The organism is Mesonia sp. K4-1 (assembly GCF_008017825.1).
Classification (GTDB): Bacteria; Bacteroidota; Bacteroidia; order Flavobacteriales; family Flavobacteriaceae; genus Mesonia.
This window is the reverse complement of record NZ_VRLS01000032.1, coordinates 34,952-50,504: the sequence shown is the minus strand read 5'-3', so window position 1 is coordinate 50,504 and position 15,553 is coordinate 34,952. Positions and strand designations below refer to the sequence as shown.

The following is a 15,553-nucleotide window of genomic DNA, read 5'->3' as shown; positions in this document are numbered from 1 at the left end:
ATATAGACTACATTCATTACTAATAGTAGAGTGTAGCTTTTTTTCCAGGTATATTTTTCGGGTTTTTCCATTATTTTCCTAATGAAATTAAATTGGCAAATAAACGGTACGAACCTGATACTCCTGCGGGAAATTCTCTAAAAAAACTAAGTCCTGTATAGATATAATTTCCTTTTCCGTAAGAAGCGACTAATAGGCTTCCGTCCATCCAAGATTCTCCTTTTTCTTTCAAAGATAAAATAGGGGTAAAGTGTTCTTTATCCCATTCGTTAGGAAAATACAATCCGCGTTCTTGTACCCAGTTTTCAAAATCACTTGATGTTATTTGGTTGGGTGAGTTAAGAATAGGATGTTTCTTTGCTAAAAATTTTACCTCAGAGAATTCATCGGTAACACGATCTCTAGAAACGTGAAGAGCGTAGGGTGCTAAATTCTCGGTGATCAATCCACGATTGGTATTATATTGCACGATCATATTACCGCCTTGATTTACATATTCAAACAAAATAGATTGTTTAAAAGCCAAATCGTTAACCGTATTATAAGCTCTAATGCCTATCACCACAGCGTCAAATTCATTTAATTTTTTTAGAGTAATTTGTTCGGGTTGTAGAACATTCACTTGGTAACCAATTTCTCTTAAACTCTCTGGAACTACATCTCCTGCGCCTTCTATATAAGCAATTTTATCTCCTTTCTTTTTAATGTCTAATGCAATAAGTTTTGCGGTTGCAGCTTCTAATAAAATTTGCTTTGGAATATGCTCGTAATCTATTTCTACTACATGTTGATCGTATTCTTTTTCTGATGTGATAAAGCGAGCTTCTAATTGAGCTTCTGAACCTTCATGAGGAGGAGTAACCGTAACATAAATTAATTTTTCTTCTCCTTTTTTGCTGAATCGCATGTCTTCCTGAGTGTAATCAATCTTCCACTTCTTTGGAACATTTAATTTTAGTTGACCAGAAATGTTATTAGAAAAAGCTTTGATGGTAATCGGTAAAACTTTAGAATTTTCATTCCCGAAAATAAGGATGGGTTTTCCCATTTTCACTGAAATAGCAGGAACTATTTGAAAAGGTTCATATACTTCACCCTCCACCGGGTCATTGTATTTATAGACTAATTCTTTTTCAAAATTAAGTATTAGCCCTTCAATTTCTAAAACAAAATTAGCTTTTAAAGTAGACGGCGTTTCTGGTAAACCAATATAAACTTTGTTACTTACCTCATACATGCCTAATTCACTCGGTTTTTCTAACCAGTAAGGATTCGTATAAGGAGTTGTTGTAGGAATTGTAAACTCTTCTGTTAAAGAAATACGCTGATTGGAGTTTAAAGTTGTTGTGAACTTCTTTTTAAAGTTAGAGTTACTAATCGATATCTCTTTTAATACTCCAATTGCTTCTCTTTGTGTAGCTTCTATTTGTAAAGAAATAGTTTCTCCCGGTGTCGTTAAAGCCGATTGTGTAACAGCTTCTAAATACAATCCCGCACAGGCAGCAATTAGGTTTTTGGTTTCTTCTAACTTGATAGTTCTCCAATGATCATTGTCTAATTTTTCAATCAGTTGGTAAACTTTCACTAAATCTCTTAAACTTTTTGAAGGCGCGGTAAAATCATATTCTTCCTTAATTTTGTCTACCAATTTCCCAATCTTTTCTCCGCCTTTTACACGGCTCCAAGTGGTATTGATACCTTCAAAAACATCATTATTTGTAGGTATTTCTCCTTTTATAAGTTCAATATATTCTAATTGTTCTCCTCTTACAGGAGTATTGCCGAAACCTTGAGATTTATGCTGACTTCTACTATGGGATGCGATTTCACTATTTGAAATCCCGATAAGTGGATTGTAAACACCAGCATCTATGGCTAACATTTTAGATTTATCTGCTTCTTCAAATTTTTCTTGGCTGCCATAGAACCACCAAGAGGTATTAAAAAATAATCTTTGTGGTTGCCAAGTACCTAAAGTTTTTGCTTCCGCGGAAGCAAAATTATCATCGGCTGCTTTATCAAAAGCTTCTAAACTTAATCTAGCCGAAGAAGTGTGATGCCCATGAGTGTTCCCTTCAGTACGATGATCAAAACGGTTGATAATTACATCAGGTTGAAATTTGCGAATGGTTTTTACCACATCTTTTAAAACCTCTTCTTTATTCCAAATTTCTAAAGTCTCTTGTGGGGTTTTAGAATATCCAAAATCGTTGGCACGAGAAAAAAATTGTTGACCGCCATCAATCTTCCTTGCCGCTAATAATTCTTGAGTTCGTATAAGTCCGAGTTTTTCTCTTAGCTCAGAGCCAATTAGGTTTTGTCCTCCATCACCACGAGTAAGGGATAAATAAGCAGTATTTGCGTGTATTTGATTAGAAAAATAAGAGATGAGTTTAGTGTTTTCATCATCGGGATGCGCTGCTACATATAAAACGGACCCTAAAAAATCTAATTTTTCTAGCTGCTGATAGATTTGAGAACTGTTGAGTTGAGATGGTTGTTGTGCGAATAAATTATAACTGCCTAATAGAACGAGTAGAACTAAATAGTGTTTTTTCATTGGGATAAATTTGGGTGCTCCCAAATATAAGAACTTTCAAATCATCAAAAAGTTAATGTTATAAAGAATCTGACCCATCATCTACAAAAGCATCTTTTTTAACTAATGAGATGGCTTTTTGTAATACCAAATTGTTTGGGTAAGTGATTAATTCTCCTTCGTGCGTTCTTAAGTAAAGATGAAAAGCTTTAATATCTTCAATAATACCTTCTAATGGAGCATCTTTATCATGAATTTTTATTTCGTCCCCAATCTTATAAGGAAAAGAGAAAAACATAATCACACCAGAGGTAATGTTACTCAAAATAGACCATACAGCAAATAAACCAATCCCAATTACTGCAAATACTGAAGAGAAAACAAGCGATAACTGTTCGGCTTTAACACCCCAAACAAACATTAATAAAAAAGTAGCGATAAAGACCATTAAAAAATTAATGTACCTTACCATAAGTCTTACCCGTGCTAAATTAATACCCTGTCTTTTACCTACTTTATTAGCTGTTGTAGTTAAAATAAGCCGAATTAATAAAAGGCCTATAATTACGCCCAGGGTATAAATACTATCTGAAGAATGATTTAAAATAAAATCACGCATAATTTCTTAATTTATGTGCAAAATTACATAAATCGCATTCAATTTGTGATTTTTAAAAACGTAAATCTTAGTTAATTTCCTCTAAAATTTCATTAGATTTTCATAGAGAAGATGAATAGGCATGCCCATAACTGTATAATAAGAACCTTCAATTTTATTGATTCCTATTTGTCCTATCCATTCTTGTATGCCGTAGGCGCCAGCTTTATCGAAAGGTTGGTAATAATCCAGGTAATAATCAATTTCTAACTTGGTAAGCTCTTTAAAGTAAACCGTGGTATAATCTTTAAATACAGCTGTTTTATTCTTCGATTTTAAACAGACCGAAGAAATCACTTCGTGTTTATTATTAGATAAAGTGCTTATCATTTCATAAGCTTCTTTGCGATCTTTAGGTTTTCCTAAAACTTCACCTTCAAAACATACAATAGTATCTCCTGTGATTAGGATGTCATCTTCCCCTAAATCATTTTTAAAAGGTTCTGTTTTTAATTCTGCTAAATATAAAGCAACCTCTAGAGTACTAAGATGGCTAGGGTAGGTTTCAATAACTTTTCTAATTTCTACCGAAAAAGAAAGACCTAATTCTTCTAAAATTTGTTTTCTCCTAGGAGAACCTGAAGCTAAAATTAAATTCTTATTTTTTAACTTCTCTTTTAAAGGGTTTACTTCCATAAAAAGGGATATAAGGCTATAGATATAATTCCGAAAATTAATATCAGTTTTAATAATCCGTTTAAAGTACTAAATTCTTTTTTATGTTTCGTAGAAATAATTTTAAACATAAACCACAATAGAGGTGCTAATACAAAAAGAACAGCATATGCAAGTGCATACATATTATTATATAAATAAGCATAGATATAATATAAAATAGCAACTAGGGGTAAAATACTTATAATAAAAATGAGCTTATTTGTTCTTTCTTGTCCCAAAGAAATGGGAAGAGTATTTATTCCTGCTTTATGATCGCCTTGAATATCTTGTTGGTCTTTTACCATCTCTCTTAGCCAATTAATAAGAAAAGCAAAAATGGCATAATCTAATATAATGGAAAAAAAGGTTCGTTGTGTGGCTTGGTTTTGAGGTGTAATTGCAGGTAACAAATCGTAAAGCGCAGGAAGAATGATTACCAAAGCGACCAAGACACTAATGATGATATTACCTACGACTAAATATGATTTTAAAGAAGTTGCATACAAATACAAGATTCCAGATACCATAATAAAGATACCACTAAATATAGGTCTGCCAATCATATTAGAAAGGTAAAAACCTAATAAAACTCCAATGACGTTTAATCCGATAAATAAATTATAAGCTTTCTTTTCAGAAAGATGTTTACCTATAATCACTCTGTTAGGTTTATTAATAGAATCTGCTTGAACGTCATAAATATCATTGATAATATTTCCAGCAGCAGCCAAACATACTGTAGCAATGATTAATAAAGAATAACCAAAACCATTGAGTGTAATTTCTACAGCAAAGGGTTCAAAAAAGCAATATTTAATGACTAATTGGGTAGCAATAATCATTAATAAGTTAGGAAAGCGAACCAGTTGTAAATATTTCTTCATAGATATAAATTAGTCGTTAAGCCATTTACCTTGAACTTTTAATACTTGTTCGATAAGGTCACGAGCGGAACCTTTACCGCCATCTTTATGAGAAATGTATTTAGAGATAGCTTTAACTTCTGGTGCAGCATCTTGTGGACACGTAGGCAATCCAATAATTCTCATAGGGTAGAGGTCTGGAATGTCATCTCCCATATAAGCTACATTTTTAGCATCAATATGGTGAGTTTCAAAAAACTGATTTAAACAAGTTACTTTATCTTCTACACCTAAGTGAATCTCTGTAATTCCTAATCCGCTTAAACGTTTTCTCACCGCTTCATTTTTACCGCCAGAAATGATACAAACCTTATAACCACTAGATACGGCTTTTTTTAGCGCGTAACCATCTTTAATATTCATGCTACGTAATAATTCTCCTTCTACAGAAACGTGTACCGTACCGTCGGTAAGTACGCCGTCTACATCAAAAACAAAAGTGGTAATGTCATTGAGAATTTCTTTATAATTTCTTTCCATAAGTGGTTTGTATCGATTGGGTGAGCAATTTATAAATTTCTGAATATTTTTCGTTGGTTAACTGATTTAAATGTGAAGCCAGAGTTTGTTCATCGTTTCTAATGGCAGGTCCTGTTTGCACATCTTTCGGAGAGTTTTCTGTAGCTTTTCTGGAAGTTTCGGTAATTAAAGCGTGTAAAATTTCGAATGGTACTTCGTTTTGTTTACATAATTCTTCTCCTATTTGATATAAGTGATTGGTGAAATTACACACAAATACTGCAGATAGATGTAGCGATTTTCGTTGCTCACTTGAAATTGGAAACACTTTATCAGAAATTGCTGAAGCAAGTTTCTCCAGTACAGTAAAACTTTCCTTATCGGAAGCTTCTAAACATAATGGAATAGTCTCAAAATCTACTGCGGTATCTTTAGAAAAAGTTTGCAAAGGATAAAAAACCCCATTTTTAGAAGCCAAATGAGATATGGGCACACTTCCAGAAGTATGTGCAATAACCTCTTTTCGGTTTTTTAATTTTTCTATTATTCTATTAATGGCATCGTCTTTAATGGCAATAATGAGAACATCTACTTCTTCTAAATCCTCTAAACGATTACAAGTATTGGTCTTATCCTTAAAATGTGCAAGGTTTTTATCACTACGGCTGTAAACCTGAATAACCTTTGCAGTATTACTTTCCACGAAAGCGTTATAAAAGTGCGTAGCTACATTTCCCGAACCTATAATAGAAACTTTAATCATATCAAATTACTTAAAAAATGAGTCGGTTAATTTTAACTTATAACTCCATATTTTACCGCTAAAATAAGAAGTATATCCCACAAAAATGGGTAAATTTGCAGCGTTTATAAAATCGCCCTTATGTTTCAAAAGAAGATTACCCAAATTCTTTTTTCAACCCGTACAATGGCTATGTTGTTTATTAGTTTTGCTGTAGCTATGGCAATCGGGACTTTTGTAGAAAATTCTTACAGTACAGCTACCGCCAGAGCGTGGATTTATAATGCTTGGTGGTTTGAAGCTATTATGATTTTATTTGCTTTAAATTTTTTAGGTAACATTAAAAGGTATAGGTTATTAAGAAGAGAAAAGCTAAATACATTAATCTTACACTTGTCTTTTTTACTGATAATTGTGGGAGCAGGAGTTACACGATATATTGGATATGAGGGAATTATGCCAATTAGAGAAGGAGAGACTTCTAATATTATGTTATCTGAAAAAACTTACCTTTCTATATTAATAGACGGAGAGGTAAATGGAGAACCTTTAAGAAGATCCCAAGCATTGCCTTTAAATTTAGCGCCTAAAATTGATAATAATAAAACGCTTAGCACCGATTTTAAAGGTCAAGAAGTAACTTTTGAAGTGGTAGATTTTATCGCTGGAGCGGAAGAAGGATTAGTAGAAACTGAAGATGGTAAAAACTATTTTAAAATAGTTGAAGCCGGTGGCGGAAATAGACACGATCATTACTTAGAAGAGAACGAAGTTACCTCAATTCATAATATATTATTTGCATACAATAAACCAACTGAAGGAGCTATAAATATTAATCTTTCAGAAGAAGGATATACAATTTCGTCCCCATTTGAAGGAGATTATATGCGTATGGCCGATCAAAAAAAGGGAGAAGTGGTGGCAGATACGGTGCAACCCTTAATGATGCGTTCTCTGTATAATATGGCAGGAATGCAATTTGTTTTTCCAGACCCTCCAGTAAAAGGAAAATATGATCTAATTGCTTCCGAAGAAAAAGAACAAGGACAACCAGATGGGGTAGTAGTAAATATTACTAGCAATGGTGAAACTAAGCAAGTAAAAATGTTGGGTGCAAAGGGTTATGTAAATGACTATAAGCAAGTAAATGTAGGCGGATTAGAAATATATTCTCGCTACGGAAGTAAAGAATATGAGCTTCCATTTTCAATAAAAGTGAATGATTTTATTGCTGAAAAGTATCCTGGTACTGAAGATAATCCTATGCCAAGTTATTCTTCATTTAAAAGTAAAGTAGACTTAATTGATGGAGGAGAAGTGACCAAGCACGAAATTTATATGAACCATGTATTGGATCATAGAGGATACCGATTTTTTCAAGCCTCTTTTGACGCCGATGAAAAGGGAACCGTTCTATCTGTTAACCATGATTGGTGGGGTACCTGGATTACTTATATAGGTTATTTTTTATTGTACATAGGGATGATGATTATCTTATTTGAAAGAGGATCTCGTTTTGGTGAGTTAACAAAGAGGTTAGATAAATTAAAGGCAAAAAAAGCTTCATTAGGAATTATAGCAGCGCTGTTATTTAGTATTTCAGGTTTCGCTCAAGATAATCACGAAGGTCATAACCACGAAGCTGGAGATGTAGATCATGAGCATTCAAGTAGTTCTATGATTATGCCTAAAGCACAAGTAGATTCTACATTACAGGCTACGGCAATCGATAAGGAACATGCTTCAAAATTTGGTAGAATAATTATTCAAGATGCAGGAGGGAGAATGAAACCTGCAAATACCTATTCTTCAGAATTGATCAGGAAATTAAGTAAAAGCGATCATTATGAAGGATTAAATAGTGATCAGGTCTTGATTTCTATGACAGAAAATCCTTCTCTGTGGTATAATGTTCCGTTAATCTATGTAAAAGCTAAAAATGATAGTTTACATCACGTTATCGGAGCAAAAGAAGGGGAAAAGCATATTCCGTTAGCACAGTTTTTTGATAATCAAGGTAATTATAAACTATCTCCTTTTTTAGAAGAAGCTTATAGAACAGAAGTGAAGAATCAATTTCAAAAAGATTTTATTTCTGCCGATGAAAAAGTAAATTTACTTTACAATGCCTTGGAAGGTAAAGTATTAAAGATTTTCCCTATTCCCAATGCAGAAAATAATAAGTGGGTCTCATACCCAGAAGCTATCAAAGCTGAAGGTAAATTTAAAGGAGTAGATTCATTATATACAGTAAATGTATTGCCACTTTATATGCAAACCTTAAGAATGGCTCGCAGTAGTGGTGATTATTCTAAAGCTAATGATGTTTTAAATAGTATTGAAGGTTTTCAAAAAAAGTACGGAGAAGAAGTAATGCCTTCTCAAGAGAAAATAGATACCGAAATATTATATAATAAATATGATGTGTTTAAAAATCTGTTCTGGCAATATATGACAGCAGGTTTATTAATGTTCATCTTTGTTATTATACAAATTTTTAAAAACAATAAAGCTATACGAACTACCATTAAAGTTTTTCAAATAGCTATTCTAATATTATTTTTCGTTCATACAGCAGGTTTAATTGCTCGATGGTATATCTCGGGTCACGCTCCTTGGAGTGATGCATACGAAAGTATGATTTACGTAGCTTGGGCCACGATGTTTTTTGGTTTAGCATTTGGTAGAAAAAGCGATTTTACTACCGCTTCAACCGCTTTTGTTACTTCAATGATCCTTATGATAGCTCATTGGAATTGGATGGATCCTTCTATAGCCAATTTAGTACCTGTATTAGATTCGTATTGGTTAATGATTCACGTAGCAGTTATTGTAGCTAGTTATGGTCCGTTTACTTTAGGAATGATTTTAGGCTTAGTTTCTCTTATTCTTATGATTCTTACTACAGAAAAGAATAAAAAGAAAATGAGTATTAATATTCAAGAATTAACCATTATTACTGAGCTGGCTTTAACGGTAGGTTTAGTTATGTTAACCATAGGTAACTTCTTAGGAGGACAATGGGCTAACGAAAGTTGGGGAAGATATTGGGGTTGGGACCCCAAAGAAACATGGGCTTTAATTAGTATAATGGTATATGCTTTTGTTATTCATATGAGATTAGTGCCAGGCTTACGCGGAAGATTTGCTTTTAACTGGGCAGCGATTATAGCCTTTGCTTCTATATTAATGACTTATTTTGGAGTTAATTTCTATCTAACAGGTTTGCATTCTTATGCAAGTGGTGACCAAATTATTAGTTACCAATTTATTATAGGTGCTTTTGTGGCTTGGATTATCTTAGGGTTTTTAGCACATAGAAAGTATAAGCAGTTCTATAAAAAATAGGTAAGATAATTTTTAATAAAATAAAAGGCTAAGTATATTATACTTAGCCTTTTATTTTGATAAAACTTTAATGAAATTAACACAATAATGTAATTTAAAACGAGAATTGAAAACATAAAAATTAGATAAAAACCTAAAATTATCGATTAAGTAAAAATTTTTAAAATTTTATGATAAAAATTCAATTTATTTTTGTAATAGACGTGTAATTTTCAACTTTTTATATATCTTTCATATAGAAATTAGATTTACGAGACGTTTATATGATTAGAAATATTACTCATAATAAATATAGTTTAGAACGATTTTTCAGTCTGAGTCCAGATATTATATGCATTGCTGGTTTTGATGGATATTTCAAAAAAATAAATCCGGCTTTGTCAAATTTACTCGGCTACTCAAAAGAAGAATTGTTAGAAAATCCAATACAAAATTTCATACATGATGATGATGTTTTGCCTACTACTATTTCTATTCAAGCATTAAAGAATAATACTCCTCTTGTAAATTTTCAAAATAGATATATTACAAAAAATGGTGATATCGTATGGTTATCTTGGAGCTCAATTCCAGAAGATAGAGAAGACGTAGTTTATGCTATTGCAAAAAATATTACTCATTTAAAAACTGTAGAAAATGAACGTAATAATCTTTTAAGAAATCTTACAAGTTTAAATTCTAGACTTAAAAAGTTTTCGTATATGGTGTCTCACGATTTAAGATCACCCGTATCTAATATCATTTCCCTTTTTGAATTATTAGACCTTTCTCAAGTTAATGATCCAGATACCAGAGAAAATATTGAATTTATTAATGAAGCCAATTTGGAAATTAAAGAAACGTTAAACAAATATGTAGATGCAATAAAATGTAATAAAAGTATCAATGCCAAAGTTAAACCACTGCATATTGAAAGTATTTTTTTAAAAGTCAAAAATTCAATAGAAGAGCTATCAAAGAAGACTAATGCTAGTTTTGAAGTGGACTTTACCGAATTACCTTACATAAATTTTAACGAATTTTATTTAAAAAGTATATTTCTTAATTTAATTAGTAATTCTTTAAAATTTAATAATCCAAATAAACCACTAATTATTACGGTCAAGACTAATTTAATAAATAATATTCCACAGCTTATTTTTTCTGATAATGGTAGGGGGTTTGATGATAAACTAGTGGGGGGTAATATTTTTAAATTACACAACACTTGTAATAATGTTAAGGATAGTAAGGGTATAGGTCTGTATCTTGTTAAAAGTTATATGGATTGTCTTAATGGGGAAATAAGTGTCTCCAGTAAATTAAATATAGGAACTACTTTTACCTTAACCTTTGAAAACTAATCAATTATAAATCATCTTTATAAATTCTTATTAAAATTATTATAAGGGGTAAGTACTGTTTCTACGGTACTGTCTTTTAACATTCTTCTTATTTTTTTATAATCTATTAAGATCTTTGGGGAGTAACTGCTATGCAATACCCAAAAATTTTTTTTCCGTAGGGGAAAATATTTGGCAACGATTGGGTAATCTTCAAAATAGGCAGAAAGTTCTAAGTGTGAATTATTCTCAATATTTTTCTTGATATCATTAATATTATTCAAAACTTCTTTTTCTGTTTTTAAATACATTTTTGCAGGCAAGTAATAGCTAATTCTATAACCCTTTTCTCTGAAAATATCTAAACAATCAGGGTGAGAAGATTCAATAATAATTTTTGATTTGTCTAATTCCGTGGAAACGATCGCAGAGTCTATCAAAGTAATGATTGCTGTATGGTTTTCTTTAGTTAAATTTTTTAAATCTAACCAAACACCAACTTTGTTATTCTTTATATGTTTGACATAGTTAGCAAATGATAAGCCTTTAGATGGTGCCGGAGGGTGGTAAACGTCTAACCAATTGCCTTCTTCTTGGTAAACTATATCGAGCTCAATTCCTTTAAAATTATCTTCACTACTTTTTAACTTCTTAAGATCATTTACTCGGTGTGCCCATACTTTATCATAATATCCGTAAAATTGAATTCGTTTACTAGTATAACGATAAGTAAAAGCTATTATTAAAATAACTAAAAATATAAGAACAGGCCCCGTCTTAGTTTTTTTGCTGATCATAATTTATTTTTCCTTTAATTACCCTAGGCTTTTCTATAAAAGTAGTGTCGTAAATGCTTTTAGTTTTATTTAAACCCTTAAAATGAAGCTGACTTAAATCCGCAAAAGTGTGTATAAAATCATCTAACAAATACTTTCTGTTTTCAATTTTTAAAATGTCTAAGTTTAATTTTAAACGATTTTCAAATTGAGGGGAAACCCAAGTAATATAAGGAACTTCAAACATTCCATTAGTGCCGATAAATTCGCTATGTCCAGCAGTATTCTGCGCATCAAAAACATCATCTCCGTGATCTGAAAAATAAAGAAGATATGAAGATGTATTTTGTTGTTTTAACCTCTCCAATAACTCATTAATGATATAATCGTTATACCTCACAGAATTGTCATATTGATTAATAAGTTGAAAAGCTTTTTCATGTTTATATTTAGTTAGAGCTGTATCCTTAAAATATTCAAAACTATTTGGATATCGTTCTTTATAACCCAAATGTGTACCCGAGAGATGTAAAAATATCATTTTGTAGGGAGCAGGATCTTGCAGAGCTTTTTTATAGGCAGGAAACAAGACTTCATCGTAACTTTTTCTATTATAATTATCTGTATTTAAAAATTGCTTTTCTTTTGCTGCGTAACCAATTAGTGTAGGTACAGATTCATGAAGGCCTACAGGACGTTGATTAGAAAGCCAAAATGTTTTATAGCCCGCCATATTTGCTAACTGTACTATTGAAGCATTATTTTTAACCCTATCATTTCCCAAAGAATTTAAGGTTAAAATTTTGTCTAATGCGGTGATAGTATGTACGTGTGGGGTTATTACATCTTTCGAAACTATTAAATTTTTTTGTTTCGCTAAAAGCGGATTTGTCTTTCGGTAATAACCATATAAGGACATATGGTTTCTATTGGTAGATTCACCAATAACAACCACAGCAATTTTGGGTGCTGTGCTGTCTTTTCTTACCTCATGTAAATAAGGGGAAGAAAATTTTGCAAGGGTTTCTTTAATAAGTTTTTTAGTGGTTTGGTATTCTTCATAAGAAGTTTTTGTTTTATAAAGAATATTAAATTCATCAAACTTCCAATGAATCAAATAGACAGAAATAATTATTAAAAAGAGTAAACCTATTTTTATTATTATTTGAAAAAATGGTTTACAGTCAAGTTGAAATACTACTTTTTTTCTAAAAAGTAAGTAGCTATAAAACAGAAGGTAAAGTGAAAATATAACTGCTAAAAATATAAAGGTCTTACTTATGTAAACCCCTAAAAACTCCGATGTTTCTTGAGCATTCGTTTCAAATATTACAAAGAGGGCAGAAGCACTCAATTTTACCTGATAAATATGATAAAAATTCAATTTTATTAAAACAAGAAAGCTAAGTAAAAGTCCTATTAAAAAGGATAATATCGTTTTTGCCTTTACTGAAGGAATTAAAAAACAGAGTGCATAGAAAGATATGGTAAGTAAAGTAAAATTGCATACTTCTCTAATAAAATCTGCTTGCTGCGGAATCAAAAAAATTCCGCTAAGGCATAAAACCAATAGCGGAATTGATAAAAATATTATAGATATAAAGTTATTTTTGGTAAACATAAATAAGTTAGTCGGTTAAAAGCAAATTTAGAAGAAATCTGCAAACCCTCAACGTATCACACTTATTTTATCTCACCAACCATATCTTCTGGTTTTACCCAAGCATCAAACTCTTCTGCAGTAGTATAACCTAAATTTACAGCTTCTTCTCTTAAAGTAGTTCCGTTTTTATGAGCAGTATTTGCAATTTCAGCAGCTTTGTAATAACCAATTTTGGTATTCAAAGCGGTAACCAACATTAAGCTATTTTGTAGCAACTCATTAATACGTTCTTGATTTGGTTCAATTCCGTTAGCACAGTGTTCTTCAAAAGAAGTACAAGCATCCCCAATAAGCTGAGCACTTTGTAATAAATTAGCCGCCATTACAGGTTTAAATACGTTCAGTTCAAACTGACCTTGCATACCACCCACGCTAATTGCTACGTCATTACCCATTACTTGAGCGCAAACCATAGTTAAAGCTTCACATTGTGTTGGATTTACTTTCCCTGGCATAATTGAAGATCCAGGTTCGTTTGCAGGAATAATAATTTCTCCAATTCCGCTACGAGGACCAGAAGCTAACATTCTAATATCATTCCCAATTTTATTTAAAGAAACAGCTAATTGCTTTAAAGCTCCGTGGCTTTCAACTAAGGCATCGTGAGCCGCTAAAGCTTCAAATTTATTTTCTGCAGAAGTAAAAGGAAGTTCTGTAAAGTCGGCAATAAATTTAGCGACGTCTACTGCGTATCCTTTAGGAGTATTTAATCCTGTTCCTACCGCTGTTCCCCCTAGTGCTAATTCCGCTAAATGCGGAAGTGTTGCTTCTAAGGCTTTTAAACCGTGATCTAATTGAGAAACATAACCTCCAAATTCTTGTCCTAAAGTTAAAGGTGTAGCATCCATAAAGTGAGTACGACCTATTTTTACTACATTTTTAAAATCTTCAGATTTTTTTTGAAGCGTATCTCTTAACTGTTTTACTCCCGGGATGGTAACTTCTACAATTTTCTTATAGGTAGCTATATGCATTCCCGTAGGAAAAGTATCATTAGATGATTGAGATTTATTAACATCATCATTAGGTAAAAGAGTTTTTTCTCCTTCACCAATAGTTTTTCCTGCTATTTGATGCGCACGATTTGCAATAACCTCATTTACATTCATATTACTTTGAGTACCAGATCCTGTTTGCCAAATAACTAATGGAAACTGATCGTCATGCTTACCTTCTAAAATCTCATCACAAGCTTTGGCAATAAAATCTCTTTTTTCTGTAGAAAGTACACCAGCAGCTTCATTGGTATAAGCTGCAGCTTTCTTTAAATAAGCAAAACCGTACACTATTTCTAGCGGCATAGATGCAGCCGGACCTATTTTAAAGTTATTTCTTGAGCGTTCGGTTTGGGCACCCCAAAGTTTATCGGCAGGTACTTTTACCTCACCCATAGTATCTTTTTCAATTCTATATTCCATGAAATGTAAGTTTTTTATAAGAAGCTACAAATTTAATGATTTCCGATAGGATAGCGTAAAAAACTTTTCACATTTAGTCTTCATTTTTAAAGACTTGTACCTTATGCTATGTGTGTATTTAAATAATTAGATTTTTTTAGCTTTATTGAAATAGTTATAAAGATAACTGCAAGGTAGTGCAACTTGCTTGTAAGTTTACAGAGCCACCCCAAGTATAGCCTTGACAACTAGCGGAATAACTATAAGTTCCTGGATCTAACCCTGAAAAGTAACCGCCATAATCTGTGGAATTACAATTTGGACCTCCACTAAAATAACCAGAAAGCTGACTACTTCCTACACCGTTTAAGCTTACACTTATATGACCACAATTGTAATCTTGATTTGTCCAAAATTTAATAGCAACAGTTTCATTTTCACCACCTCCATTATCATTTCCATTACAAGGAAAACTACTCGAAACTGAATAATTAGCAGGATCATGTGTTTGTTGAACTTCTGGATCGTAGGGAGCAAGAATAAGTCCGTTTCCATTTTTTCTAATTTCAAAATTTACTACGTCTCCAGCATTTGTAAGTGTAAAATATCCCACATTGGTACTATGCCAATCAACTTGAGAATATGAACCACCAACGATCTCTCCATTGGCACAAAATACAGGTCTTGAAGAAGTTAAATCTAAGTAAGTTCCTGCATCGTTACGCTTCCAGTAATCTTTAGCCCAAGTGTTAGAGCCTGAGTTATTACCTGGATCTTGACCACTAGGATCTTCAGCATAAGAGTCTAAATAAGAATCATCTTCTTCTTCGCAACTTGTAATTAGTAGAACAATACTAAACATCAAAATAAATTTAAAATATTTCATGACTTTATAATTTAAGTTATAGAAAATAAATTTATTGATAATATCCATGATGGGGAATACCCATAATTAGGTATATATTTATCTAAATGTTTTTAATTCAGTTAATTAAAAACAAATTTTAAATTTAGGGAATACAATTAAGGGGGAGTAGATTGGTTAATTTTTTTCTTTATTAAAAATTTA

12 protein-coding genes are annotated in these 15,553 nt (G+C 31.9%); 2 read left to right on the top strand and 10 right to left on the bottom strand.

What is annotated here, in order from left to right; translation table 11 throughout:
• Positions 1 to 70: 70 nt before the first annotated feature.
• From FT986_RS05710 to FT986_RS05685, 6 genes are all read right to left on the bottom strand, one after another.
• Entirely contained in the window at positions 71 to 2,560 is a 2,490-nt protein-coding gene (locus tag FT986_RS05710; RefSeq protein WP_147864251.1) for a PIG-L family deacetylase, read from the bottom strand.
• Between the two features lie 58 nt (positions 2,561 to 2,618).
• Entirely contained in the window at positions 2,619 to 3,158 is a 540-nt protein-coding gene (locus tag FT986_RS05705) for a mechanosensitive ion channel domain-containing protein (RefSeq protein WP_111540029.1), read from the bottom strand.
• A gap of 81 nt (positions 3,159 to 3,239) precedes the next feature.
• The gene (locus FT986_RS05700; RefSeq protein WP_147864250.1) at positions 3,240 to 3,833 is read right to left on the bottom strand and encodes a Maf family nucleotide pyrophosphatase; all 594 of its coding nucleotides are present in this window, start codon (positions 3,831 to 3,833) and stop codon (positions 3,240 to 3,242) included.
• Entirely contained in the window at positions 3,824 to 4,738 is a 915-nt protein-coding gene (locus FT986_RS05695) for a geranylgeranylglycerol-phosphate geranylgeranyltransferase (RefSeq protein WP_147864249.1), read from the bottom strand. The genes FT986_RS05700 and FT986_RS05695 overlap by 10 nt, the downstream gene beginning before the upstream one ends.
• Before the next feature lie 9 nt (positions 4,739 to 4,747).
• Complete coding sequence (locus FT986_RS05690) at positions 4,748 to 5,257, bottom strand: HAD family hydrolase (RefSeq protein ID WP_147864248.1); 510 nt, start codon at positions 5,255 to 5,257, stop codon at positions 4,748 to 4,750.
• Positions 5,241 to 5,999 carry a Rossmann-like and DUF2520 domain-containing protein gene (locus FT986_RS05685; protein ID WP_147864247.1) on the bottom strand — a complete coding sequence of 253 codons (759 nt, stop codon included), beginning with the start codon at positions 5,997 to 5,999 and terminating at the stop codon, positions 5,241 to 5,243. Before FT986_RS05685 ends, FT986_RS05690 begins: the two co-directional genes overlap by 17 nt.
• Before the next feature lie 120 nt (positions 6,000 to 6,119).
• On the opposite strand from FT986_RS05685, the gene ccsA reads away from it, so the two are divergent.
• Positions 6,120 to 9,326, top strand: coding sequence for a cytochrome c biogenesis protein CcsA (ccsA, locus tag FT986_RS05680; RefSeq protein ID WP_255505918.1), 3,207 nt, complete (start codon positions 6,120 to 6,122; stop codon positions 9,324 to 9,326).
• Between the two features lie 263 nt (positions 9,327 to 9,589).
• Complete coding sequence (locus FT986_RS05675) at positions 9,590 to 10,669, top strand: HAMP domain-containing sensor histidine kinase (RefSeq protein ID WP_147864246.1); 1,080 nt, start codon at positions 9,590 to 9,592, stop codon at positions 10,667 to 10,669.
• 17 nt (positions 10,670 to 10,686) lie between these two features.
• Here FT986_RS05675 and FT986_RS05670 read toward each other — a convergent pair whose 3' ends face one another.
• From FT986_RS05670 to FT986_RS05655, 4 genes are all read right to left on the bottom strand, one after another.
• Positions 10,687 to 11,445 carry a hypothetical protein gene (locus tag FT986_RS05670; RefSeq protein ID WP_147864245.1) on the bottom strand — a complete coding sequence of 253 codons (759 nt, stop codon included), beginning with the start codon at positions 11,443 to 11,445 and terminating at the stop codon, positions 10,687 to 10,689.
• Positions 11,426 to 13,045, bottom strand: a complete 1,620-nt coding sequence (locus FT986_RS05665; RefSeq protein ID WP_147864244.1) for a sulfatase-like hydrolase/transferase — start codon at positions 13,043 to 13,045, stop codon at positions 11,426 to 11,428. The genes FT986_RS05670 and FT986_RS05665 overlap by 20 nt, the downstream gene beginning before the upstream one ends.
• Positions 13,046 to 13,107: 62 nt before the next feature.
• Positions 13,108 to 14,505, bottom strand: coding sequence for a class II fumarate hydratase (fumC, locus tag FT986_RS05660; RefSeq protein ID WP_147864243.1), 1,398 nt, complete (start codon positions 14,503 to 14,505; stop codon positions 13,108 to 13,110).
• A 154-nt stretch (positions 14,506 to 14,659) separates the two neighbouring features.
• On the bottom strand, positions 14,660 to 15,370 hold the full coding sequence (locus tag FT986_RS05655) for a hypothetical protein (RefSeq protein WP_147864242.1): 711 nt from the start codon (positions 15,368 to 15,370) through the stop codon (positions 14,660 to 14,662).
• Between the last annotated feature and the right edge of the window lie 183 nt (positions 15,371 to 15,553).

Coding starts and splice junctions, on each gene's coding strand:
- FT986_RS05710 (WP_147864251.1), bottom strand. CDS start 2,560: ATGAAAAAACACTATTTAGTTCTACTCGTTCTATTAGGCAGTTATAAT.
- FT986_RS05705 (WP_111540029.1), bottom strand. CDS start 3,158: ATGCGTGATTTTATTTTAAATCATTCTTCAGATAGTATTTATACCCTG.
- FT986_RS05700 (WP_147864250.1), bottom strand. CDS start 3,833: ATGGAAGTAAACCCTTTAAAAGAGAAGTTAAAAAATAAGAATTTAATT.
- FT986_RS05695 (WP_147864249.1), bottom strand. CDS start 4,738: ATGAAGAAATATTTACAACTGGTTCGCTTTCCTAACTTATTAATGATT.
- FT986_RS05690 (WP_147864248.1), bottom strand. CDS start 5,257: ATGGAAAGAAATTATAAAGAAATTCTCAATGACATTACCACTTTTGTT.
- FT986_RS05685 (WP_147864247.1), bottom strand. CDS start 5,999: ATGATTAAAGTTTCTATTATAGGTTCGGGAAATGTAGCTACGCACTTT.
- ccsA (WP_255505918.1), top strand. CDS start 6,120: ATGTTTCAAAAGAAGATTACCCAAATTCTTTTTTCAACCCGTACAATG.
- FT986_RS05675 (WP_147864246.1), top strand. CDS start 9,590: ATGATTAGAAATATTACTCATAATAAATATAGTTTAGAACGATTTTTC.
- FT986_RS05670 (WP_147864245.1), bottom strand. CDS start 11,445: ATGATCAGCAAAAAAACTAAGACGGGGCCTGTTCTTATATTTTTAGTT.
- FT986_RS05665 (WP_147864244.1), bottom strand. CDS start 13,045: ATGTTTACCAAAAATAACTTTATATCTATAATATTTTTATCAATTCCG.
- fumC (WP_147864243.1), bottom strand. CDS start 14,505: ATGGAATATAGAATTGAAAAAGATACTATGGGTGAGGTAAAAGTACCT.
- FT986_RS05655 (WP_147864242.1), bottom strand. CDS start 15,370: ATGAAATATTTTAAATTTATTTTGATGTTTAGTATTGTTCTACTAATT.